Origin of the sequence: Mycobacterium sp. (assembly GCF_965230835.1) — a bacterium.
Lineage (GTDB): Bacteria > Actinomycetota > Actinomycetes > Mycobacteriales > Mycobacteriaceae > Mycobacterium.
Map to the genome: position 1 here is coordinate 174,361 of NZ_CBDDLW010000002.1, position 23,301 is coordinate 197,661.

The following is a 23,301-nucleotide window of genomic DNA, read 5'->3' on the forward strand; positions in this document are numbered from 1 at the left end:
TGACACATAGCCAAGGCACTCTAGGAAGCTGGTCAATTTTCAATTGCCGCCCACTGGTCAGTATTCAGTTGCCGCCGACAGACGATACTGACCGGAAGGCCCCACTTTCCAAGCGAAAACTGTTGTGCGCCTTCCTCATCAATGCCGATCGCGAATAGACCACCGTTTCGGTGCTTTATCCGGAACGCCAGTAGCGGAAGCGTCACGCCGAGGTAGGCAAGGTAAACCATCGCGATACAGAGGCTCGCTAGCGCCGTAAAGATCGCCTCTTGCTCGATGTTGATGAGCAACGCGATCGCTGCACCGGCACCGACCACTATCGTCGTGATAACCGGCGTCCCGGTGCGAGGAGAAACACGATTGAGATGATGATGGAAGGGCAGCGCCTTCTCCCGAGCCATCGAGTAAGTCATCCGGGTACCGGATGTTTGGACCGCCAGGGTGCACACAAAGATCGCGGCGGCGACGCAGCAGAGCAACAGACGGCCGGGCACCGCACCAAGGCGGTCAGTGAGAACCCACGCTAAACCACCACGTGCCAGAGTGCCGTCGGTGAGGCTGCTGGCTGCCATCAACGCGGCTAGAATCAGTAGCGCACCGCCGATGCCTGAAACGACAAGGGCGCGAAGGATAGTGCGCGGCGTCGTCTTGCGCGGGCTGTGTGTCTCCTCCGCCAGTTCACCGGCGGAGTCGAAACCCACCATCACATAGGCCGCCATCAGCGACGACGCGAGGAAGGCTGGCAGATAGGCGCCACCGCCAGCCCAGCCCTCACGCGTCAGGACCACCGCGGGTCCGCGCGCGGGAAGGAAGAACAACAAGAGGACGAGCGCGATCACCCCAGCGATCTCGACGATTACCCCCACGCTCGTCGATACGGCCATCCGCCGAACCCCAGAGATATTCACCGCGGTGGTAATCGCAAGCACAATTAGGCCAAGGACTACCGCATTCTGCGCGCCAGTCACCGACGTTGGTGACGTGTTGGCGCCGGAACCGCCCACGATTTGAAATCCCGACCAGATGCTCGGAAGTACAGCCTGACTCGCAATGGCAGCCGCTGCCACGGTCAGGATCTGCCCAATGATCATGATCCAGCCGACGAACCAACCCGCGGTGGTTCCAGCAAGTCGGCTCGACCACTGAAAGACTGCTCCCGAGATCGGCCAGCGTGCTGCAAGCTCAGCAAAACAGAGCGCAACCAGCATCTGACCGACGAACACAACCGGCCAAGTCCAGAAGAAAGCGGCGCCGCCGAAGCCGAAGCCGAGGCCGAACAGCTGGAAGACCGTTGTCAGAATCGAAACGAAGGAGAATCCAGCCGCAAATGAAGCGAATGATCCGACTCCACGACGCAGCTCCTGCCTGTAGCCGAACTGAACGAGACCGTCGACGGCGCTGCACTCTGGCGGAGCTGCAGTGGTGAGCTCGAGTGCGCTCATAGATCCACCTCCACAGCCCGAACCCAATATCTATCGATCGACAGGTATTAGGCTGGGGCATTGCCATTTCGACACTGAATCCAGCTGGTAAATTTGGTGTTTCGTCCCCGCTGCGGTAACTGGGCCCGCCCGAAACCGCAGTACAAGGACCTGTTCATTCGCGGGGTACCGAAAAGTGGCCGCAACACTGCCAGCCGCCCGGCCGCGTCACTACCGTCTTCGGCACTGAACAGCCCCTGCGCACGAGCTGAACAAGATGGCACGCCGGTAAACATGTGCCCATAATGTTGAACATGGGTTCACACGAGTCGGATGGTCAGACAGCGCCAGCACGAAAGCCCTAGTTATTCGGCCCTATGGAGCACAACACCGGCTGGTCGAACCGGAATCGATCCATTTTCGGGCACCGGGACTCAGCGTTCGACCGCAGAGTTGCTCGCCATTTACCGAGATGGTCTATTCGACGCCAGCAAAAAGCACCTGAGCGCCCAAGAAAATGGAGGAAAGCATGTCTTCAGCCCCCGCCTCGTCACGATTCGCCAGGGTGGGTGCACGACTGCTGCGCTCCCGCCGCCTCATGCGCATGCCGATCTGGATCTACAAAGCACGCGCGGGGGCACTATTCGGGTCACGGATTCTGATGCTCGAGCACATCGGCCGCAAGTCCGGCACGCCGCGGTATGTGGTGCTCGAAGTCCTAGGCCAACCCGCACCCGACACGTATGTCATCGCCTCGGGCCTCGGCCGAAAAGCTCAATGGTTCCGCAATATTCAAGCGAATCCACGAGTGCGCGTATACACGGGCAGTCGCGCGCCCGCACCTGCCAACGCGCGCGTCCTCGACCAAAGCGATGCCGACCGCACCCTGGCTGCTTATCGTGACCGCCACCCCCGAGCGTGGCGGCAACTCAAGGGAATACTCGAAGAAACTCTCGGCACACCGGTCACAGACGTCGACACGCCGCTGCCGATCGTCGAGTTGCGACTCTCCTAAGTGCGACCCGGTCCCTTCGCTGTCATCACCGAATACGTCGTCAGAAACAATGCCGCAGGAATCGCGTTGGCAACCCGGTCCCTGGCCCGGATATGCGCGCCTACTGCCAAGACGAAATACAAAGTCAGCATCGCCGTCGTCAACCTGGCCAAGGCAGGAAAGCGGGTGACCGACAGCAGCCCGACCGCCGAGGCGGCTTTGACCACCGGCAAGATGGGCCGAACGCTGTCGGGTACTCCCAGCTCGTCCAGGATCTTGGTGATCGCGGGCAATGGAACCGCACACGCCACGGCATCTGTGGCTTGGACTGCGGCCAGCACCGCATAGGTTCTCGGCGAATTGACAGCACCCATCTCAAATCCTATTGGGTCAAACCCGGTCGCGATCCCAGTGTGCCACCCACCGGCTTTCGAGCTATAGCCTCCGCCTGGGCCACTGCCTGTGCGATCGCGGGGTCAGTCTCGGTGGAGAACCAGTCCGCGATCTCCGCATCGTCAGTGCCGGCCAGGTCCTTTGGCGAGTCGTCAACCGGCGACGGTTCGAACCGGAAAACCCCGTCCTCGCCGGGTGCACCGAGCAGTCTGGTGAAACCCTGCAAAGCGGCGCTGAAATCGCTCGGCACCACCCACACCTTGTTCGCGTCACCGCGCGCCATCTCAGGCAGCGTCTGCAAATACTGATAAGCCAGCAGCTCCGGAGTGGGCCTAGCCGCCTTGATTGCCGCAAAAGTCTTCTCGATAGCCTTAGCCTGCCCCTGGGCCTGTAGGTATGCTGCGGCACGCTCCCCCTGGGCGCGCAACATCCGAGACTGCCGGTCGGCCTCCGCTTCCAAGATCGCCGCTTGCTTGGCCCCCTCAGCCGCCAAGATCTGCGACTGCTTCTTTCCCTCAGCCTCCTTGATCGACGACTCACGCATGCCTTCGGCGGTCAGGATCATCGCCCGCTTCTCCCGGTCGGCCTTCATCTGTTTTTCCATCGATGCCTGGATGGACGGCGGCGGCTCGATACTGCGCAGTTCCACCCGCGCCACCCGCAATCCCCAGCGGCCGGTGGCCTCATCGAGCACACCACGCAGCTGCCCGTTGATGGAGTCCCGGGAGGTGAGGGTCTCCTCCAAGGTCATGCCGCCGACCACGTTACGCAGGGTGGTGGTGGCCAGCTGCTCGACGCCAACGATGTAGTTGCTGATTTCGTATACAGCCGCCTGCGGACTGGTGACCTGAAAGTAGACCACTGTGTCGATGGACAGGGTGAGATTGTCTTCGGTGATCACCGGTTGCGGCGGGAACGACACCACCCGCTCACGTAGATCCACCCGGGCACGGATACGGTCGATGAAGGGCACCAGCAACGTCAGCTGCCCACTGACGGTACGGCTGTACCGACCCAACCGTTCAATCACCGCGGCTTCGGCCTGCGGAATCAGCGCGACCGCTTTAGCCACCACGATGATGGCGAAGATAACCAGCACAGCCAGAAATACCAGACCTGCTACCGCACCATCGTCCACCAGCATTCCTAATCGTTTAGTAGGGATTGGTTACCGGTCCGGGTGTTGGTGACCGGGGCCTGTTTCTTGCGGGATCTGCCGTCAGGTGACGTCTGGTGTTCCCGTCGTTCGACGACTTGAGAAAGAGCGGCGCGTCTGGCGGCAGGTCTTGTCGGGTTGGTGGTGAGATTCCGTTGCCCGAGCCCGTCGCAGGGGTGACTTCCTGATGGTTGTTCTCGAGCCTTGAGCTCTTCGACAGAACGAAGTCCTGCGATGTGCTGGAGTCACGGACGGCTAGTGAGATGACGGACCTTGGAGTCCCGCGATTAGGGCGCCGCGTGAGTCCACCGGTAACGGCGCAACCATCCACCGACGAAAAAGTGAGGACGTCTTGGGCTTGTTTTGTGGAATCGACTGGGCTACTGAGCATCACGATGTTGCTGTGGTTGATGACGACGGGAGGGTGGTAGCCCGTGCACGGCTGGGCAATGATGCGGCCGGGTTCGCGCAGCTGTTGACGTTGCTGGCTGAGGCCGGTGACAGTGCCGCTGATCCGATACCAGTGGGGATGGAAACTGATCGTGGCCTGTGGGTGGCGGCGCTGCGAGAAACTGGCCGGGTGATTTATCCGATCAACCCGTTGGCGGCTTCGCGGTATCGGGCACGGTATGCGGTGTCGGGGGCCAAATCCGATGGTGCCGACGCGGTGCTGCTGGCCAATATTGTGCGCACCGACCCCGGCGCGCACCGCCCATTGCCCGCCGACACCGAGTTGGCCCAGGCGATCCGGGTGCTGGCCCGCGCTCAGCAAGACGCGGTATGGGCACGTCAACACATCGGCAACCAGATTCGCGATGTGCTCAAAGATTTCTACCCGGCGGCCATCACCGCGTTCGCCGACCTGCCCGAGGGCGGGCTGGCTCGTCGAGATGCGCGCACCATCTTGGCTGCTGCACCAACCCCCACCCAGGCGACCAAGCTGACCCCGGCCCGACTGCGCCGACTGCTGGCCAAGGCCGGCCGCCGCCGCCATCTCGACCGTGACATCGAACGGTTGCGGGAGGTGTTCACCGACACCTACCTGCACCAACCACCGGTCGTGGAGAACGCGATGGGTATCCAATTGGCAGGGCTGCTGGGTCAGTTCGAGGCTGCCTGCACCACTGCTGCTGATCTCGCCGAGGCGGCAACCGCCCATTTTGAGCAGCACCCGGACTCCACGATCATCACCAGCTTCCCCGGACTGGGGAACCTGGCCGGTGCCCGGGTACTCGCCGAGATCGGTGATGACCGCGCCCGCTTCACCGACGCCCGCGGACTGAAAGCATTCGCCGGAGCCGCGCCGATCACCCGCGCCAGCGGCAAGAAAACCCTCGTGTTGCACCGCCATATCAAGAACCGGCGCCTGGCCGCCGTGGGTCCCATCTGGGCTTTGGCATCGCTGCGCGCCTCGCCGGGCGCCCGTCGCCACTACGACACCCGCCGCGCCGCAGGAGACTGGAACCACCAAGCCCAACGACATCTGTTCAACAAATTCCTCGGCCAACTCCACCACTGCCTGCAAACCGGCCAGCACTACACCGAACATCTAGCCTTTCCACCTCCTCCCTCGCTCGTGGCTTGACTTTTAACTTCGTGAGATGTCTTTCTTGAAGGGCTCTACCGCCGGATTAAACTTCCCTGAAGACCACCGCGGTGGCGCCGTCGATGTGTACGACCGTTACCGACTCGCCCGGTTCGAAAACGTCACTCTCGTTGAGCGGGCGCGCCGTCCACACCTGGCCGCCCAGCTTCACCTGGCCTTGGTCGCTGGCAACCCGGCCGAGCACCAAAGCGTTCCTGCCCTCCAGCGCTTGCACGCCCATCTGCGCCCCTTTTGCCGGGGTTAGCCGACGCCTTAGCACGGGCCGCACCAGCACCAACAGCAAAATCGAGACAACCAGAAACACCGCCCCGTCGGCCCAGACAGGCCAGCTCAACAGCAAGGAGCTGCCGGCGGCAGCCAGCGCACCACCGCCCAGCATCAACAGGAACATGTCGCCGGTCAGCGCCTCGGCACCGGCCAGGACCAATGCAAAGATCAGCCAAATCAACGCGACAGGCATGCCGACAGAATACGCGTGATCGGCCTCTACCGTGGCGAACAACTAGACTGCCAGATCATGTGGTGTCCCAGCGTTTCGCTGTCAATGTGGGCCAACGCCTGGCTTGCCGGCAAGGCGGCTCCCGACGACGTATTGGACGCCTTATCGCTATGGGCGCCAATGCAATCAGTCAGCGCTTACGACGGCGTCGCCGCTGGTCACACCGGACTCCCGTGGCCCGACGTCCATGACGCCGGAACCGTCTCGTTGCTGCAGACACTGCGTGCCGCGGCTGACGGACCGTCGATGCCCGCGCGGAGGGTGCCCCGTCAACTGCGAGGGACGATCAATGTGGTGTTGCCCGTGCCGGGCGACGTACGCGGGCTGTGCGCGGGCACGCAGTTCCAGCGTGATGCGCTAGCCGCGGGCGAGGCTGTGATCATCGCCAACCCCGACGATCCCAGCACCTCGGTGGGCCTGGTTCCGGAGCTCTCTTACAGCGACCTTGATGAGGCCTCGGACGAAGACCTGTCCAAGCCCGAGTTGTGTGCGCTCTCCTGGACTGTGTACTCGCTGCCCGGCCCGCCTACGCTCGACCACTACGAGCTGGGAGATGCTGAATACGCGCTGCGGTCAGCGGTTCGTTCGGCCGCCGATGCGCTCAGCGCGATCGGGCTGGGATCAACCGCAACCGATATCGAAGATCCCCGTGGCCTTGTCGAGCAGTTACTAGAATCCTCGCGACAGCACCGAGTCCCCGACCACGCCCCGGCACGCGCGGTGCGGGTGCTAGAGAACGCCGCGCACGTCGATGCGATTATCGCGGTCAGCGCAGGGCTAAGTCGATTGCCTGACTCGCGCCGGCACGGTGCCACCACCACCGCGGAAGGCTTGGCGCCCTCTCTCCTCGGCGGGCTGATGCCAATGGGAACGCAATCGTCGTCGCAGGCGCATATTGCCACCGACGCGCTGCGGCCGCTGACCGACGTTGTGCGTTCGGCGCGGCTGGCCGCGATCAGCGAAATCCTGCACTCGGCCTGGCCAGACTGACCGCCTAGGCCGAGCAACGGTTGTTATGCGATTTCGCGCGCAACACAGTGCGGCGGACGGCACTGTTCGCCATTGACGCTGCCCAAGCAGCCCGGGGCCGGATCTGGGCCACTCACCCGCGCGGGCGCCCGGCCGTTGCGGAGTTCGTCAATCAAATCAATTGCCAGCCGCGCGAATCGACGATCGGCGTTTGGTGTACGTGCGCGGGCGAACGCCATGCCCGCGGCCTCGGCTTGTGACCGCAGCTCGTGGTCGAGATCCCACACCACCTCAATGTGATCGGCAACGAACCCGATCGGACATACGATCACGGCTTTCGGGCCTCGTCTATCGCCGGAGCCGGCTAGTGTCGCGAGATAGTCGGCAACGTCTGGCTCCAGCCACGGAACCTGCGGCGGGCCTGATCGCGACTGCCACGTCACGTCGTAGTCAGCGTAGCCGGCGGCTGCAGCCACCAGCCTTGCCGCATAGGCGACTTGGCTACTGTAGAGACCGGGGCCGCAACGCCGATCGGCGGCAACCGGAATTGAATGCGCTGTAAACACCAGCCGCGCGTCGTTGCGCAGTTCGGCGGGTAAGGTGTCGGCCGCTATCGCGATGGAGTCGACGAACATCTCGACGAAAAGCGGATGGTCGAAATAGGGCCGCAATTTGACCAGCTCAGGTGCATCCGGGCCAGCCGCCCGCCGCGCCCGAGCAATGTCTTCTGAATACTGCGTGCAGCTCGAATAGCCGCTCCATGCTGACGTCGCGAACACGGCAGCGCGGCGAATACCGTCGTCCTGCATTGTTTTAACGGTGTCTTCGACGTATGGCTCCCAATTGCGGTTTCCGAAGTACACCGGCAACTGCTGCTCCGCGCGTAACTCGGCCATCAACGCGCGGTTGATTCCGTTGATCGGCGATACTCCATCGAAGTGCAGGTAATGCTCCGCGACAGCGTCTAGCCGTTCAGCCGGCACCCCGCGGCCCCGGGTAACGTTCTCGAGAAAGGGCCGCACCTGCTCAGAACCTTCTGGCCCGCCGAAGGACAGAAGCAAGACAGCATTGAATTCCATTGTCTGCTATAGCAATTGGGTGTGCGCGCCACCGTCGGCATAGATTATGTCGCCGGTGGTCGCCGGCAACCACTCCGAGAGCAACGCGCATACCGTCTTGGCGACCGGCGTCGGGTCCTTCATGTTCCAACCGACCGGAGCGCGCTGATCCCAGCCCTCCTCCAGCAGCTGCATCTGCGCGCCAGCCTCTTCGCCGAGGGCGCCGCCGACGATCGCGCTCATCGCTAGCGTCCGGATGGGACCGGCGGCAACAAGATTCGAACGGACACCGACCTTGCCGGCCTCGCGGGCCACGAACCGGTTGACCGACTCCAGCGCGCTCTTGGCAACCGTCATCCAGTTGTATGCCGGCATAGCGCGGGTGGGGTCGAAATCCATGCCGACGATGCAACTGCCCGGGTTCATGATCGGCAGTAACGCTTTAGCCAGCGAGGCATACGAGTACGCCGAGATGTGGATGCCCTTGGCCACATCCGCATAAGGTGCGTCGAAAAACGGGGCGACGCCCATCCCGCTTTGCGGCATGAAGCCAATCGAGTGGACCACGCCGTCCAGCTTGTTGCCGTCGCCGATCACTTCGATCACTCGCTCCGCGAGCGTGTCCAGGTGGTTGTCGTTCTGCACGTCGAGTTCGATCAGCGGGGCTTTTTCCTGCAGCCGGTCCACGATTCGCTGGATCAGACGCATCCGGTCGAATCCCGTCAGTACCAACTGGGCTCCCTGCTCAAGTGCCACCCGAGCGATGTGAAACGCGATCGAAGAATCGGTGATGATCCCAGTGACCAGGATTCGTTTACCTTCGAGCAGTCCCGCCATGTCCGTCCTAATCTTGTGATTTACGTCAGTGACCCATACCCATGCCGCCGTCGACCGGGATGACGGCACCGGAGATATAGCTTGCGTCCTCTGAAGCCAAAAAGCTGACCACCCCCGCGACCTCAGCAGCGGTGCCAACCCGCTTCGCCGGGATGAACTCCAGCGCCCCCGCCTGAATCCGCTCGTCCAGCGCGCGAGTCATATCGGTGTCGATGTAGCCCGGAGCAACCACATTCGCGGTAACCCCGGCCTTTGATAGCTCGCGAGCGATCGAACGAGCCATGCCGATCACACCGGCCTTGGAGGCTGCGTAGTTGGCCTGGTTGCCAATACCCCAGGTGCCCGAGACCGAACCTATGAAAATCATTCGGCCGAACCGTTTTCGCTGCATGCTGCGCGATGCCCGTTGCGCTACCCGGAACGCCCCGGTGAGGTTGGCGTCGATAACCGTCTCGAACTTCTCCTCTGTCATCCGCATGAGGAACGCGTCGGCGGCGAGGCCAGCGTTGGACACCAGCACCTCGACCGGCCCCTGATGCTCCTCCACCGCTTTGAAGGCACCATCAACCGCGTCGTTGTCGGTGACGTCGCACTCGACGCCGAACAGCCCGTCAGGCGCCCCGGATCCGCGGTGCGTGATTGCCACCTTGTGGCCGTCGGCAGCGAGCCTGCGGGCAATCGCCAAGCCGATCCCGCGGTTCCCACCGGTGACCAGTACCGAGCGGGACACGAACGCGGGCCGTGTTCCATCGGAAGCACTATCTGCAGCGGTATCGGTGGATGTGACAGTCACCCCGTCAACTTATCGCCTCGGCACTGCAACGCTGAAACCGGCTCGTCGCGCAGCTCTGCCTCCGCGAAGTCAAGCCGGTTCCCGCAGTAAGACGGCCCTCGCACAGACAGAGCCGACACGCCTTAACTCGGTAGCCGGCGATTGATTAGCAATGCCGATACCGCAGCCAGCGCCAACACCAGCGCACCCAAACGCAGCCAGCCCATACTGGCGTCGCCCTTGATTGTCTCGTAGCCGATCTGCTGCTGCAGCGACGCGTAGACGGCCTTCAGCTCCTGCAGACTCGCGGCGTTGTACGCATTGCCACCGGAAAGCTGGGCCACTTTTTTAAGTGTCGCGTCGTCGACGGGCACCGGCTGACGCTGGTCGTTGATCTCGACAAATCCGTAGGGTGTACCAAACGAAATCGTCGAAATCGGCACGCCCTGGTCCTTGGCGGTACGCGCGGCGGTAAATGCACCCTTCGGGTTATCCGGGTTAGTCGGCATCGTCTCCTTACCGTCGGAGAACAACACGATGCGCGCCGGCGGCGGTGTGTCGCCGCCACCGATAACCGCACCGACAGTCGCGATAGCCTGCAACGCGGTGAAGATCGCCTCTCCGGTGGCGGTGCGGTCGGCGAACTGCAGCTTGTCCAGCGCGTTCTTGGTTGCCACCCGATTGGTTGTCGGCGACACCAGCACCGTCGCGGTACCCGCATAGGCGATCAATCCGAGGTTGATACCGGGGGTCAACTCGTCCGCAAACTGCTTGGCTGCCTCTTGCGCGGCGACCATCCGGTTGGGTTCGACGTCGGTGGCACGCATCGACTGCGACACGTCGATCACCAGCATCACCACCGCGCGGTTGCGGGGAATCCGAACGTCGTTCGTGGGCCCGGCCATCGCGACGGTAAACAACAGCAATGCCAGTACCAACAGGATCGCCGGCACATGTCGCCATTGCGAGGGCCGCTTGGGCGCAACACTCTCGAGCAGCTCCATGTTGGCGAACCGCAGCATCCGCTTCTGGCGAGCCAGCTGCAACACGACGTAGAGGGCGATCAGCCCAATGACGAACAAAAGGAATAGAAAGAACCACGAGTGTTCGAAGCCGGAAAGCGTCATCGGCCCGAGCAACGGCAACGTCATATCAGACCCGTCTCATTATGCATGCGCGTAGGTTTCACCGGCCCGCCATCGCCCCACGCCGGCGAGAAGCGACGAAACGGACAATGTCGGCGATCCAATCCCGGTCAGTGCGAAGCGACAACAACGGTGCCCCGCAACCTCGAACCGTGCGGGCCACATCGGCGCGATGAGCCTGCGCGGCTCGAGCGAATTCATTTTGCAGATGAGCATCGATAGTGTATTCCCGAGTGACGCCGGACTCGGCGTCCTGCAGGACGACGTCGCCGACATCCGGCAGCTCCACGTCGCGGGGGTCGAGCACCTCGATCGCCAGTACTTCGTGGCGAGCAGCAATTGCCCGCAGCGGACGCATCCAATTAATCGGCCCCAAGAAGTCACTGATGATCACCGCCATCCCACGACGACGCTCAGGCCGGCGTAGCGCATCAATGGCAACGGCAAGGTCACCTCGCACACCAAGAGGCGCTTTGGGCATCGTCGCGATGGTACGCAGCAGCGTCTGCTCGTGCTGCCGCCCCGAACGCGCCGGCACCCGGGTGGTGGTGGCGCCGTTGGTTACCAGGGCACCAAGCCGGTTGCCTCCGCCGCTGTTGAGGAAAGTGATCGCCGCCGCGGCGGCAACCGCTAGGTCACGCTTTTCGCAGAGTGCGGTGCCGAAGTCAAGACTGGCTGACATATCGACGACCATCCACGTCTCTAGTTCGCGGTCGGCGATCATCTGTCGAACGTGCGGGTGGGTGGTGCGGGCGGTGACCGACCAGTCGATCCGGCGAACGTCGTCGCCGGGCTGATAGAGGCGCGACTCCCCAGGCTCCGACCCCGGTCCGGGGATCAGACCGAGATGGTCGCCGTGCAAGACACCGTCTAGCTTGCGTTTGACCGTTAGCTCAAGAGTGCGCAGCGCCGCGGACAGCTTCGGGTCGTCGATCTCGCCGCGCAGCATCGACGGCGGAGATACGACACGATGGCCCGCCGTATTCTGAACCACAGTGGCTGGATCGCTCACCGACCGCCGGCCGCGACAGCAGCGTTCTGCATCACCGGTGGTACTGAATGCCCTTGCTGGGGAACAGCATTGACTTGTGGTGCGACAACGGTCTGCAACACCCGGTTGATGACGATCTCCGACGAGATTTCGTCGGCGAGCGCGTCGTAGGTGAGCACCAGCCGGTGCCGCAACACGTCGGGGATCACCTCGATGATGTCCTGCGGGATGACATAGTCACGCCCACGCACCAGCGCCAGCGCGCGTGACGAGGCGATGATGCCCAGCGAAGCACGCGGCGATGCGCCAAACGCGATCCAGCTCTTGACGTCGTTCATCCCCAGTTGCTCAGGGTGTCGGGTTGCGGTGACGATGCGGACCACATAGTCGACAAGTGCGTGGTGAACGAAGCTGTTGGCTGCTATGCCCTGCAGCCGCAGCAGGTCGCCTGTGTCCAGAATCTGCTTGGGCTGCGGTGGAGTGACGCCCATCCGATAAATGATCTCGCGCTCTTCCTCCGGCGAGGGGTAACCTACGTTGATCTTGAACAGGAAGCGGTCTCGCTGCGCCTCGGGCAGCTGGTAGACACCTTCGTGTTCGATCGGGTTCTGTGTCGCCATCACCAAGAACGGGTTCGGCAGCGGGAAGGTCTTACCACCGATGGAGACGTGCCGTTCGGCCATGACCTCCAGCAGCGCAGACTGCACCTTCGCTGGCGCTCGGTTGATCTCGTCGGCGAGCAGGAAATTAGCCACCACCGGACCCAGCTCGGTGTCGAACTCCTCTTTGCCCTGCCGGTAGATGCGGGTACCGATGATGTCGGTGGGCACCAAGTCAGGAGTGAACTGAATGCGCGAGAACGTCCCGCCAACCACCCGTGCGAAGGTCTCTACCGCCAGCGTCTTGGCGACCCCAGGAACACCTTCCAGCAGCACATGGCCCTTCGCCAGCAATCCAACGAGCATCCGCTCCACCAGCTGGTCTTGGCCGACGATAATCCTTTTGACCTCGAAGATCGCCCGCTCGAGCGTGTGCACCTCGGCAGCCAGACCGTCCGAAGCACTATGGCCACCCGACGGCGCCGCATGGGCCGGTGCGGCTGATTGCCCAGCCGGGCCCGAGTAACCACTGGCGCCCGCGGGCACGCCACCTGTTGATGTCATCAACTACCCTCCACAGCTCAATCAGACACGACTGCTGACACGATCAATGTCGCGGGGCAGCAACGTGCCCTCGTTCAACTATTCCAGGCATCGGGGATTCCGTCGACGCGCGGTTCCCGCCCGGCGACCCCGAGCCATCGCGCGGGGCGGATTGGACCGAGGAACAACCTTGCTACCCGACCCACCAACCGACTCGCCACCCGGCCATTAAAGCTGCCCGAAACGGGGCCGAGCCGAGCACACGACGAAGCCTCAATATTCGATGATCCGAGTCAGGAACGGCGTCATGCCGGCCTTACGCACCGGGCTGACGGTCACTTTGCCAGCACTTCCCGACGCCTCCAGCATCCGCCCGTTGCCCAGATACATGGTGACGTGCTGACTGCCGCCCGGGCCATAGAAGATCAGGTCGCCGCGCTTGGCCTGAGCCGGAGGTATGTGCCGGCCGGCGTTGTACTGGTCACCTGAGTACCGTGGTATCAGCACACCGACCCCCGCGAACGCGTATCGCATCAGGCCCGAGCAGTCGAATCCTACGGTGCCCGCTCCGGAGTCGACGCCTTTGCTCGGACCTTTCAGTGAGCCGCCACCCCACGAATACGGCACACCCATCTGCGAGCCAGCGCGGCGGATCACGTACTCGACGGCCTGACGGCCGTAGACCCGCGCACCCGGACGAGTGATGGCGGCACTGGGGGCATTTCCGCCACCGATGTTGATTCCCAGAGTGCCAAGAAACTGCCTACCCAAATCGAGCGTGGTTTGGGTGGCCTGCGCTGTTGCTTGCAACGAAGCGTTGGCAACGGAGAGCGGATCTCCCGGGGCGCCCGCGCTGACTGTCGCCGGCAAGGTGGGATCCCATTGGCCAGGATCGGCCACTGCTGGCCTCGCCCCGGCGATCACCAGGCCGGTCGCCAAACTGGTGATCCAGGCCAGGCTGATCAGACGAAATCGCTTGTGGCGCATCATTCCTCGACTAGCACTCGTCCTCGTTTAATACTCGACGTAGCGGACTACGTAGGGCGTCATACCGCTGGTGCGCACCGGCGCAACACGCACCTTCAAACCGACGTCTGGAGCCTCGAGCATCTGCCCGTTGCCAAGGTAGATCGTCACGTGCTGGCTGCCGCCGGGGCCATAGAAGATGACGTCGCCGCGGCGCATCTGGGAAGAAGGGATTTTTCGGCCCAGTTTGTACTGCGAACCCGAATAGTGCGGAAGCTTGATACCTACTCCGGCAAAGGAGTACAGCACCAGACCCGAACAGTCGAAACCGACTGTGCCAGCACCGGAATCGATTCCTTTACTCGGCCCCGCCGCGTTGCCGCCGCCCCAGGAGTACGGCACGCCAATTTGGGACATCCCGCGGCGAATCGCGTACTCGGATGCTTGCCGGCCAAAAACCCGCGGGATCCGGACTGCCCCTCCGCCCCCTGAGCCATTGTTAATGCCGGTGTCGCTGGGCTTGAGAATCCCCAGCTGTTCGAGGAATTTGCGACCCATTTGCGCGGTAACCTGCGCCGAGGTGGCGGCGGTCCCCAGCACCTGGTTCACCACCGCTATCGGGTCCCCGGGGACGTTCGCGCTGGGTATCAAGGGCAGCGTGGGATCCCAGCCCGCCCACTGACGCGCACCGGCTGGCGGCGCGGTCACCGATGATGCGCGGTCCCACTGGTCGCCTGGCGCCGACGCGCCAGGCTTGGCAACCCCGTCTGCCACCGACGGTTGGCTTTCAGCGGCTACCCGTCTGGCCTCGTCCAGCCTGGCTTGAGCCGCATCGCGCTGGGCGCCCAGGCGCTTTACCTCTTCACGCTGTTCGCCGAACTTGCGCTTGGTATCGATAAGCGCGGCAACTGCTGCGTCCTGGCTGGCCTGGGCGCTTTCGGCAGCCTGGTCGGCTTTCTGTTTGGCCAGCCGAGCCTCGGACTCCTTGTTCACCTGTTCAGTGCGGGCGCGCTGCAAGTTGTCAAGCACTGCTTGGGAACTGGCGGTCAAAGTTTTCGCAGCGGTGACGGTGGCGATGACGTCGTCGGGATTGGCCGCCACCAAGTAGTCTCCCGACGGACCGTTCATGTACGTTGCCGCCGCGAATTTGTCGAACCGGTGTTGGGCCGCCCCGATGGCCGCATCGGCGTCCCTGACCGATTGCTGACTCACCTCTAAATCGTGTTCGGCTGCCGAGGCATCATCACGTGCGGTCTGTACCTCGACTATCGCCTTGTTGACGCTCTCTTGCTCCGTCTTGACTACGGCACTCAAGTCGTTCAACTGTTGATTGGCTTCGGCAACCTCAGCGATCAGCTGGGCCAGGGTGTCCGAACCCGGATCCGCTGTTGCTGGGACAGGCACGCCCAGCAACATCGCAATTGTCAAGACAGACGGAACAGCGGGGCGAGCCAGCCTCGCGGTCGGTCGCCAAGAAGAGCCACGGCGGGTGCGTCTCATTCGACTTTGGTCTCCTACGGCTCAACAAAGGCTGACGGCGCCAGCCCCAGCTACCACTGGAAGCGTTAGTGGCAACACAAGCATCATTCGCACCGTACGTCACATCTGCCGCTAATGAAACTTACGTCACAAACTACAGCTTTGTAAGTACAGCTAATGTGACCAAACGGTGACCTAGCGCATTTGCCATAGAGTGACGCGGCGAGGCTAGCGCTCCCCCAACAGGGACAGATACAGCTGTTAAACGCCTTAAATGGTTGCTTCTACGGACGCCTCGGCGGCTCCGGTTGACTTTGCAGACCGCCTACCGCGTAGCTGCAACAAGCGGGTGACCACAGCCGCTGCGAGCACACCCACCAGCAAAACAATGCTCAACCCGGTGAACGGGAACTCAGGACTGTCGAGCTCGCCGAGGAAATTTTGCGCCGACACCACCGGATTGCCGGTCTTGGAAATATCTTCCCCGGCTTCCAGCGTGACTCGCGGGTAACGCGTGCTGTAGCTGCCGACGTAACTAGGGCTCAGGGCCAGCACCGTCGCATTCGGGTAGTCAGCGCCCACCACGGTCGCAATGTCCCGTAGCGGGGTGTCGTTCGGAGGATTGTGGTCGAGCACCACAATCTTGAGATCAATGCCTTCGTCGCGAGCATGGTTGACGACATCGAGCAAACCCGGCATATCTGCCGGAAGCGCACTGACACCATCGACGGCGACCTGAGCCTTAACGGCAGCCAGGTCGACGTCCTGGGGAATGTAGAGCGGCAGGAATGGGCTTATCTGCTTCGGCATTTGCTGACGGAAAGGAGCCTGTCCGGTCATCGTTTCACCCCTTCCCTCCAGCCACGGTCCTACGGGCACGGTACGCGCCCCACCCCAACGGACTCCAACGCGCACCCCACCGGGCAGAACTGCCGCCGACGAGTGCCCACAAATGCAGGACAAGCGTACTGTTAAAGTAGTGTGAGTCGTTTGACATCGTTTGACACCCCGTCGACACGGCCCGTCGACGGCAGAACTTGATCCCCTGGAGTTGATGTGACTAGCAAGGATTCGGTGAATTCGTTCGGAGCCCGTGACACATTGGATGTGGGCGCCAACAAGTACCAGATCTATCGCCTCGGTGCCGTGCCCAATACGGACAAACTCCCGTACAGCCTGAAAGTCCTCGCCGAGAACCTTCTGCGCAACGAAGACGGCAGCAACATCACTAAAGATCACATTGAAGCCATCGCCAACTGGGATCCCAAGGCGCAGCCCAGCATCGAGATCCAGTACACGCCCGCGCGAGTGGTGATGCAGGACTTCACCGGCGTGCCGTGCATCGTCGACCTGGCGACCATGCGGGAGGCCATTGCCGACCTGGGCGGTAATCCCGACAAAGTGAACCCCCTCGCGCCAGCCGATCTGGTGATCGACCACTCAGTGATCGCCGACCTGTTCGGCCGGGCCGACGCATTCGAACGCAACGTCGAAATCGAGTACCAGCGCAACGGTGAGCGCTACCAGTTCCTGCGCTGGGGACAGGGCGCATTCCGCGACTTCAAGGTGGTACCACCGGGCACCGGAATCGTGCACCAAGTCAACATCGAGTACCTCGCGAGCGTGGTGATGACACGCAACGAGTCCGGCGTGGCAACCGCCTACCCCGACACCTGCGTGGGAACTGACTCGCACACCACCATGGTCAACGGACTCGGAGTTCTCGGCTGGGGTGTGGGCGGCATCGAGGCCGAGGCCGCGATGCTCGGCCAGCCGGTCTCCATGCTTATTCCCCGGGTCGTCGGTTTCAAGTTGAGCGGCCAGATTCGGCCGGGTGTAACCGCTACCGACGTCGTACTGACTGTCACCGACATGCTGCGCAAGCACGGCGTTGTCGGAAAGTTCGTCGAGTTCTACGGCGAGGGAGTGGCGGCGGTGCCGTTGGCCAACCGCGCCACGCTGGGCAACATGAGCCCCGAGTTCGGTTCTACCGCAGCAATTTTCCCGGTCGACGAGGAGACTATCGACTATCTGCGGTTCACCGGTCGAAGCCCCGAACAACTCGCGCTGGTCGAGGCCTATGCAAAAGCGCAGGGCATGTGGCACGACCCCAAACACGAGCCGGCATTCTCGGAGTACCTTGAGCTCAACCTGTCCGATGTTGTGCCGTCGATTGCCGGCCCGAAGCGCCCGCAGGATCGGATCACGTTGGCGGAGGCCAAGTCCACTTTCCGCGACCAGATTAGCCACTATGTGGGCAACAACTCGCCCCACGACGAGCACTCCAAGTTGGACGAGGTGGTCGAGGAGACGTTCCCGGCCAGCGACCCCGGGCAACTCACCTTCGCCAACAACGACGTCGCGGTGCACTCGGCGGCCGCTCACGCAAACGGCCGAGTGAGCAAACCAGTGCCGGTACGTTCCGACGAGCTTGGCGAATTCGTGCTCGACCACGGAGCGGTCGTGATCGCAGCAATCACGTCCTGCACCAACACCTCCAACCCTGAGGTGATGTTGGGTGCGGCGCTGCTGGCCCGCAACGCCGTGGAAAAGGGGCTGGCGTCCAAACCGTGGGTGAAGACCACGATGGCACCTGGCTCGCAAGTGGTCAGCGACTACTACGCCAGATCGGGCCTGTGGCCGTACTTGGAGAAACTCGGCTTCTACCTCGTCGGCTACGGATGCACCACCTGCATCGGGAACTCCGGCCCGCTGCCAGAGGAAATCTCGAAGGCAATCAACGACAACGACCTGTCAGTGACCGCTGTGCTCTCGGGTAACCGGAACTTCGAGGGCCGGATCAACCCCGATGTGAAGATGAACTATCTCGCCTCGCCACCGCTGGTGATCGCTTACGCGCTCGCCGGAACAATGGACTTCGACTTCGAATCGCAGCCGTTAGGACACGACGCAAACGGGGCGGAGGTCTATCTACGCGACATCTGGCCATCGCAAAAGGATGTCTCCGACACCATTGCCTCGGCGATCAACCAGGAGATGTTCACCAAGAACTACGCCGATGTGTTCAAGGGTGATGAGCGCTGGCGCAACCTGCCGACACCGAGCGGCAACACCTTTGAGTGGGATCCGGACTCCACGTATGTGCGCAAACCACCCTATTTCGCCGGAATGGCCGCCGCCCCGGAGCCGGTTGGCAACATATCCAGCGCCCGGGTGCTGGCACTGCTCGGTGACTCGGTGACCACCGACCACATCTCCCCAGCCGGCGCCATCAAGCCCGGCACTCCGGCCGCCCAGTATCTGGAGAAGCACGGCGTCACGCGCAAGGACTACAACTCCTTCGGGTCGCGACGCGGCAACCACGAGGTCATGATCCGTGGCACGTTCGCCAATATTCGGCTGCGCAATCTGCTTCTGGATGGCGTGTCCGGCGGGTACACCCGCGACTTCACCCAAGATGGTGGCCCGCAGGCGTTCATCTACGATGCAGCGCAAAACTATGCCGCACAAGACATTCCGCTCGTGGTTCTCGGCGGCAAGGAGTACGGCTCCGGGTCATCGCGAGACTGGGCGGCCAAAGGCACCGTATTGCTGGGAGTGCGAGCGGTGATCGCCGAATCGTTCGAGCGCATCCACCGTTCCAACCTGATCGGCATGGGTGTGATCCCCCTGCAGTTCCCCGCGGGAGAATCAGCGTCTTCGCTGGGACTCGACGGCACCGAGGTGTTCGACATCGTCGGAATCGACGCGCTCAACGATGGCACAACCCCGAAGACCGTGCATGTCACTGCGGCCAAGGGCACAAATGCCACCGTCGAATTCGACGCGGTGGTCCGCATCGACACCCCCGGTGAAGCGGACTACTACCGCAATGGCGGCATCCTGCAGTACGTGCTGCGCAACATGCTCGCATCCGGATAACCGAGCCAACCCAGTCACCGTGCCCAAAGTCAGCGAGGATCACCTGGCAGCTCGCCGCCGCCAGATCCTCGATGGCGCGCGTCGCTGCTTCGCCCAGTACGGCTATGAGAAAGCGACGGTTCGACGGCTGGAACACGCGATCGGGTTATCGCGCGGCGCCATCTTCCACCACTATCGAGACAAGGACGCGCTGTTCTTCGCGCTGGCACACGAAGATGCAGAAAGAATGGCCGACGTCGCTTCCCGTGAGGGCCTCATCCAAGTGATGCGCAATATGCTGGCCGCACCCGACCAGTTCGACTGGCTGGCTACCCGGTTGGAGATAGCACGCAAGCTGCGTAACGACCCCGAATTCAGCCGCGAGTGGACGGAGCGTTCCGCGGAACTAGCAACCGCCACGACCGATCGGCTGCGCCGGCAGAAACTGGCTCAGCGGGTGCGCGACGACGTGCCCAGCGATGTGTTGCAGTGCTACCTGGACCTGGTTCTGGACGGGTTGGTCGCCAGGCTGGCGTCGGGCGAAGACCCGCAGCGGCTCTCCGCCGTCCTCGATCTGGTGGAGAAGTCGGTGCGTCGCAGCTAGGTCTCACCGCCTCTGAATCCGGCGACGCTACGCCTCGATGCCGCGTCAATGGATTTCACAGTCGGTGTTCTATCGCCGCCTGGAAGTATGATTGGGGCCACCGCGGCTGCGCATCGTGGTACCTGACTCGCGCAGCATGCTGTGAATTGACCCGTAAGACCGGCCGGTGGTGGCAGCCAGGTTGCGGATGCTGGCCCCGCCCTCGTAGGCGCTGCGCAACTCGTTCAACAACTGGTCGCGTGTCTTCTTTGACTTTCGCGGCTTTCTCACTGGGCCCTCCCACGGACAATCACCGTTATCAGGAACCAAGCGTAAGAATCCACCCCGGGCCGCGGGGGTACTTTGGCCGAAAATTACCTGGACAGGCTGAACTGGTCGCTCAAGCCAGTTCGATCAAGTCTCGATACTCCTCAGACCAGTAGTCCTCGGTGCCGTCGGGCAGCAGTACGACGCGCTGCGGCTCAAGCGCCTCAGCGGCGCCGGGGTCATGTGTCACGAGCACCACCGCACCCTGGTAGCTGCGCAGCGCGTCGAGCACCTGCTCACGCGAAGCCGGATCGAGATTGTTGGTCGGTTCGTCAAGCAACAACACGTTTGCTGTCGAAGCCACCAGACCGGCCAGCGCCAACCGGGTCTTTTCACCGCCAGACAACGTGCTCGCTAGCTGATCGAGCTGCGCACCGCTGAACATGAACGCGCCCAGCAGACCACGCAGATCCTGTTCGCCGGATTCAGGTGCGGCATGCCGGATGTTTTGCCAGACTGTTGCATCGTCATCCAACGTGTCATGCTCCTGAGCGAAATAGCCCATGCGCAAACCGTGTCCAGGCTCAAGCGCGCCGGTATCCGGTTGTTCCACGCCAGCAAGCAATCGCAACAATGTGGTCTTACCTGCGCCGTTGAGTCCCAGCACAACCACACGTGAGCCTCGGTCGATAGCGAGATCGACACCAGTGAAGACCTCCAGCGACCCGTACATCTTCGTTAGCCCGGTGGCCACTAGGGGGGTGCGTCCGCATGCGGCTGGCGTCGGGAATTTGATCCGAGCCACCTTGTCGGCGACCCGCTCCTCGTCGAGCGCAGCCATCATCCGGTCGGCACGCCGCAGCATGTTCTGGGCAGCAACAGCTTTGGTCGCTTTTGCGCCCAGCTTCGCCGCTTGTGTGCGCAGCGCGGCGGCCTTGCGTTCAGCGTTAGAACGTTCCCGGCGCCGACGCTGCTCATCGATAGCCCTGGCATCCAGGTACTTCTGCCAACCCATGTTGTAGACATCGACCTCGCCACGAATGGCGTCCAAGAACCACACCCTATTGACGACGTCTGCCACCAGATCCACATTGTGGCTAATCATCACCAGCCCGCCGGTGTGTGCCCGCAAGAAATCCCGCAACCAGCCCAACGAATCCGCGTCGAGGTGGTTCGTCGGCTCGTCCAGCAGCAAGGTCGTCGTCGAATTCGAAGCGCCCGAACCGCTATCCGACGCGGCGAACAGAATTCGGGCCAGCTCAACCCGACGACGCTGGCCACCGGACAGGGTACGCAGTTGCTGGGTCAAGACCCGTTCGGGCAAGCCCAGACTGAAGCAGATGCGGCCAGCTTCGCTTTCAGCCCCATAGCCGCCCAGCGCGACGAATTGTTCTTCGAGTCGACCGTAGCGCCGGATGGCGCGGTCACGCTCGTCCTCATCGGCGACCTCGGCCATCAGCGCCTGCTGCTTCTCCATATCGGCGATCAGTACGTCGAGGCCACGCGCAGACAGCACTCGGTCACGAGCCAGGACCTCGAGATCCCCCTCTTTTGGATCTTGCGGCAGGTATCCAATTTCACCTGAACGAGCGACCGACCCAGCATACGGTTCGCTCTCCCCCGCCAGGATCCGCAGCGTGGTGGTCTTGCCCGCGCCATTTCGTCCGACCAATCCGATGCGATCACCGGGCTGCACGCGCAGATCGGGACCTTCGGGTGAGAGCAGAATGCGCGCGCCAGCGCGGACCTCAAGGTCCGTAGCTGTGATCACGATCGCTCTCCTTTGTCCGAGGTCGCCAATCGCTGCCGAGCTTGCTATTTGTCGTCGGTGAACACTGCCGGCCGCTTCTCGGCACGAGCGGCAACTGCTTCTTCGAAGTTGCCGGTGAGCAGACGCACGAAAAGCTGCCCCAGCCCCTCAGCCTGCATGTGCCCTTCCAGGCTGGCGGCGTCCAGTCCACCCCACAGCGTACGTTTGGTCAACTCAATTCCCGGCCGCGAGAACCCCGCCATCCGCTCCGCAATCGCGTAGCAGGAGTCCAACAGCTCGCCGTCCGGCACCACACTGGACACCAGCCCGATCCGATCGGCTTCCTCTGCGCTGACGTCGCGCCCGGTCAGCATGATCTCGAACGCTCGCGACGACCCGATGGCTCTGGGCAACAAGTAGCTCAGCCCCAGCTCACTGGCGGTCAGCCCGTTGTTGATACCTGCCGCCCGGAAGTAGGCGCTCGTCGAAGCGACCCGGATGTCTGCGGCCAGCGCCAGGCAAAGCCCACCGCCGATGGCCGGACCATTGACCGCGGCGATCACTGGCTGGTGCAATCGACGCAGCTTCAGGATGATCTCGTCGAGCAGCTCCATGGATCGCAGGGCGTACGTCGGCCGAGTCAACGATTCAACGTGTGGCACGGTGCCGGCCGACTTCTGATCGGCCCCGGAGGAGAACCCCCGACCCGCCCCGGTCAGCACGACCACCCGCACCGAGTTGTCGTAGCTGACCTTTTCAAGCGCTTCCTTGAGCGGCACCATGACGTCAAAGGCCATCGAGTTCATCCGCTCCGGCCGATTGAGAGTAATCAGGGCGGTCTGGGGCACAGGGTGTTCAACGAGGACAAGACTCACCTCTGAAACTTAGCGCGTGGCCCAGCCCGGGTGTGTGTGGCGCGTATCGCCCTCGCTATTCGGCCTGGCCAGACGCTCACCTGCCGGCGAAGCCGATCAAACTTGCTTGGCTTCTGCGGCTTCTGCGGCTTCTGCGGCTTCTGCGGCATCCACGTCGAACGCCTTGACTTTTTGTACGAGTTCCTCCAACGCGGCTGGGGGCAGAGCACCGGGCTGGTTGTACAGCAGTTTGCCTTTCTTGAAGGCCATCAAGGTGGGAATCGAGCGAATCTCCGCAGCGGCCGCCAATTGCTGTTGTGCTTCGGTGTCGACCTTGGCGTACACGATGTCTGGATGCTTATCCGACGATGCCTGGAATGTCGGCGCAAATGCGCGGCACGGTCCGCACCACGACGCCCAGAAATCAACAATCACCATGTCGTTGCCGCTGATGGTGTCGTTGAACTGCTCTGCAGTAAGTTCTCGCGTAGTCACCTCCGTGACAACAACCGGAGCTGAAATCTTGTTCCCAGGGCTGGAGCGGCGGTCGCGTGGTGG

Annotated in this window: 22 protein-coding genes; 5 read left to right on the forward strand and 17 right to left on the reverse strand. The window is 62.6% G+C overall.

Features of this window, described 5'->3' with window-relative positions:
* Positions 1 to 32 precede the first annotated feature (32 nt).
* Entirely contained in the window at positions 33 to 1,442 is a 1,410-nt protein-coding gene (locus ACO07W_RS01310; protein ID WP_421840185.1) for an APC family permease, read from the reverse strand.
* A gap of 508 nt (positions 1,443 to 1,950) precedes the next feature.
* Here ACO07W_RS01310 and ACO07W_RS01315 point away from each other — a divergent pair.
* Positions 1,951 to 2,436 carry a nitroreductase family deazaflavin-dependent oxidoreductase gene (locus ACO07W_RS01315; protein ID WP_421840186.1) on the forward strand — a complete coding sequence of 162 codons (486 nt, stop codon included), beginning with the start codon at positions 1,951 to 1,953 and terminating at the stop codon, positions 2,434 to 2,436.
* Here ACO07W_RS01315 and ACO07W_RS01320 read toward each other — a convergent pair.
* The gene (locus tag ACO07W_RS01320; RefSeq protein ID WP_421840187.1) at positions 2,433 to 2,789 is read right to left on the reverse strand and encodes a DoxX family protein; all 357 of its coding nucleotides are present in this window, start codon (positions 2,787 to 2,789) and stop codon (positions 2,433 to 2,435) included. The two genes, ACO07W_RS01315 and ACO07W_RS01320, sit on opposite strands and share 4 nt — an antisense overlap.
* Before the next feature lie 8 nt (positions 2,790 to 2,797).
* Positions 2,798 to 3,946: an SPFH domain-containing protein gene (locus ACO07W_RS01325; protein ID WP_421840188.1), complete on the reverse strand. Its 1,149-nt coding sequence runs from the start codon at positions 3,944 to 3,946 to the stop codon at positions 2,798 to 2,800.
* Between the two features lie 376 nt (positions 3,947 to 4,322).
* Between ACO07W_RS01325 and ACO07W_RS01330 the strand changes: the two genes are divergently transcribed.
* Positions 4,323 to 5,549, forward strand: a complete 1,227-nt coding sequence (locus ACO07W_RS01330; RefSeq protein WP_421845748.1) for an IS110 family transposase — start codon at positions 4,323 to 4,325, stop codon at positions 5,547 to 5,549.
* A gap of 46 nt (positions 5,550 to 5,595) precedes the next feature.
* Here the strand turns inward: ACO07W_RS01330 and ACO07W_RS01335 are convergent, their stop codons facing one another.
* A complete protein-coding gene (locus tag ACO07W_RS01335; RefSeq protein ID WP_421840189.1) occupies positions 5,596 to 6,030 on the reverse strand; it encodes an NfeD family protein in 435 nt (144 codons plus the stop codon).
* Between the two features lie 57 nt (positions 6,031 to 6,087).
* Here ACO07W_RS01335 and ACO07W_RS01340 point away from each other — a divergent pair, with 57 nt between their 5' ends.
* Positions 6,088 to 7,059, forward strand: a complete 972-nt coding sequence (locus ACO07W_RS01340; protein ID WP_421840190.1) for a hypothetical protein — start codon at positions 6,088 to 6,090, stop codon at positions 7,057 to 7,059.
* 23 nt (positions 7,060 to 7,082) lie between these two features.
* On the opposite strand, the gene ACO07W_RS01345 is transcribed toward ACO07W_RS01340, so the two are convergent.
* The 9 genes from ACO07W_RS01345 to ACO07W_RS01385 all read right to left on the reverse strand — a co-directional run bounded on the left by ACO07W_RS01345 (position 7,083) and on the right by ACO07W_RS01385 (position 16,238).
* The gene (locus ACO07W_RS01345; RefSeq protein WP_421840191.1) at positions 7,083 to 8,117 is read right to left on the reverse strand and encodes a ferrochelatase; all 1,035 of its coding nucleotides are present in this window, start codon (positions 8,115 to 8,117) and stop codon (positions 7,083 to 7,085) included.
* 6 nt (positions 8,118 to 8,123) lie between these two features.
* Positions 8,124 to 8,933, reverse strand: coding sequence for an NADH-dependent enoyl-ACP reductase InhA (inhA, locus tag ACO07W_RS01350; RefSeq protein WP_421840192.1), 810 nt, complete (start codon positions 8,931 to 8,933; stop codon positions 8,124 to 8,126).
* Between the two features lie 25 nt (positions 8,934 to 8,958).
* Positions 8,959 to 9,726: a 3-oxoacyl-ACP reductase FabG1 gene (gene fabG1, locus ACO07W_RS01355; RefSeq protein WP_421840193.1), complete on the reverse strand. Its 768-nt coding sequence runs from the start codon at positions 9,724 to 9,726 to the stop codon at positions 8,959 to 8,961.
* A 122-nt stretch (positions 9,727 to 9,848) separates the two neighbouring features.
* Complete coding sequence (locus ACO07W_RS01360) at positions 9,849 to 10,856, reverse strand: VWA domain-containing protein (protein ID WP_421840194.1); 1,008 nt, start codon at positions 10,854 to 10,856, stop codon at positions 9,849 to 9,851.
* 34 nt (positions 10,857 to 10,890) lie between these two features.
* A complete protein-coding gene (locus tag ACO07W_RS01365; RefSeq protein WP_421840195.1) occupies positions 10,891 to 11,799 on the reverse strand; it encodes a DUF58 domain-containing protein in 909 nt (302 codons plus the stop codon).
* Between the two features lie 59 nt (positions 11,800 to 11,858).
* Positions 11,859 to 13,004: an AAA family ATPase gene (locus tag ACO07W_RS01370; RefSeq protein WP_421840196.1), complete on the reverse strand. Its 1,146-nt coding sequence runs from the start codon at positions 13,002 to 13,004 to the stop codon at positions 11,859 to 11,861.
* Positions 13,005 to 13,256: 252 nt separating this feature from the next.
* Positions 13,257 to 13,970: an NlpC/P60 family peptidoglycan endopeptidase RipB gene (gene ripB / locus ACO07W_RS01375; RefSeq protein WP_421840197.1), complete on the reverse strand. Its 714-nt coding sequence runs from the start codon at positions 13,968 to 13,970 to the stop codon at positions 13,257 to 13,259.
* Between the two features lie 27 nt (positions 13,971 to 13,997).
* Positions 13,998 to 15,449, reverse strand: a complete 1,452-nt coding sequence (gene ripA, locus ACO07W_RS01380; RefSeq protein WP_421840198.1) for an NlpC/P60 family peptidoglycan endopeptidase RipA — start codon at positions 15,447 to 15,449, stop codon at positions 13,998 to 14,000.
* 249 nt (positions 15,450 to 15,698) lie between these two features.
* The gene (locus ACO07W_RS01385; RefSeq protein ID WP_421840199.1) at positions 15,699 to 16,238 is read right to left on the reverse strand and encodes a DUF6676 family protein; all 540 of its coding nucleotides are present in this window, start codon (positions 16,236 to 16,238) and stop codon (positions 15,699 to 15,701) included.
* 246 nt (positions 16,239 to 16,484) lie between these two features.
* Here ACO07W_RS01385 and acnA point away from each other — a divergent pair, with 246 nt between their 5' ends.
* Both acnA and ACO07W_RS01395 read left to right on the forward strand, forming a co-directional pair.
* Positions 16,485 to 19,310, forward strand: a complete 2,826-nt coding sequence (acnA, locus tag ACO07W_RS01390; RefSeq protein WP_421840200.1) for an aconitate hydratase AcnA — start codon at positions 16,485 to 16,487, stop codon at positions 19,308 to 19,310.
* A 19-nt stretch (positions 19,311 to 19,329) separates the two neighbouring features.
* Positions 19,330 to 19,893 (forward strand): TetR/AcrR family transcriptional regulator, encoded by a 564-nt coding sequence (locus ACO07W_RS01395; RefSeq protein ID WP_421840201.1) that lies wholly within the window; start codon positions 19,330 to 19,332, stop codon positions 19,891 to 19,893.
* A 69-nt stretch (positions 19,894 to 19,962) separates the two neighbouring features.
* On the opposite strand, the gene ACO07W_RS01400 is transcribed toward ACO07W_RS01395, so the two are convergent.
* The 4 genes from ACO07W_RS01400 to trxA form a co-directional block, all read right to left on the reverse strand.
* Positions 19,963 to 20,163, reverse strand: a complete 201-nt coding sequence (locus ACO07W_RS01400; protein WP_421840202.1) for a helix-turn-helix domain-containing protein — start codon at positions 20,161 to 20,163, stop codon at positions 19,963 to 19,965.
* 109 nt (positions 20,164 to 20,272) lie between these two features.
* Positions 20,273 to 21,910 (reverse strand): ABC-F family ATP-binding cassette domain-containing protein, encoded by a 1,638-nt coding sequence (locus ACO07W_RS01405; RefSeq protein ID WP_421840203.1) that lies wholly within the window; start codon positions 21,908 to 21,910, stop codon positions 20,273 to 20,275.
* Positions 21,911 to 21,954: 44 nt separating this feature from the next.
* Entirely contained in the window at positions 21,955 to 22,764 is an 810-nt protein-coding gene (locus ACO07W_RS01410; protein WP_421840204.1) for an enoyl-CoA hydratase, read from the reverse strand.
* Between the two features lie 96 nt (positions 22,765 to 22,860).
* A complete protein-coding gene (gene trxA, locus ACO07W_RS01415; protein WP_421840205.1) occupies positions 22,861 to 23,238 on the reverse strand; it encodes a thioredoxin in 378 nt (125 codons plus the stop codon).
* Positions 23,239 to 23,301 lie beyond the last annotated feature (63 nt).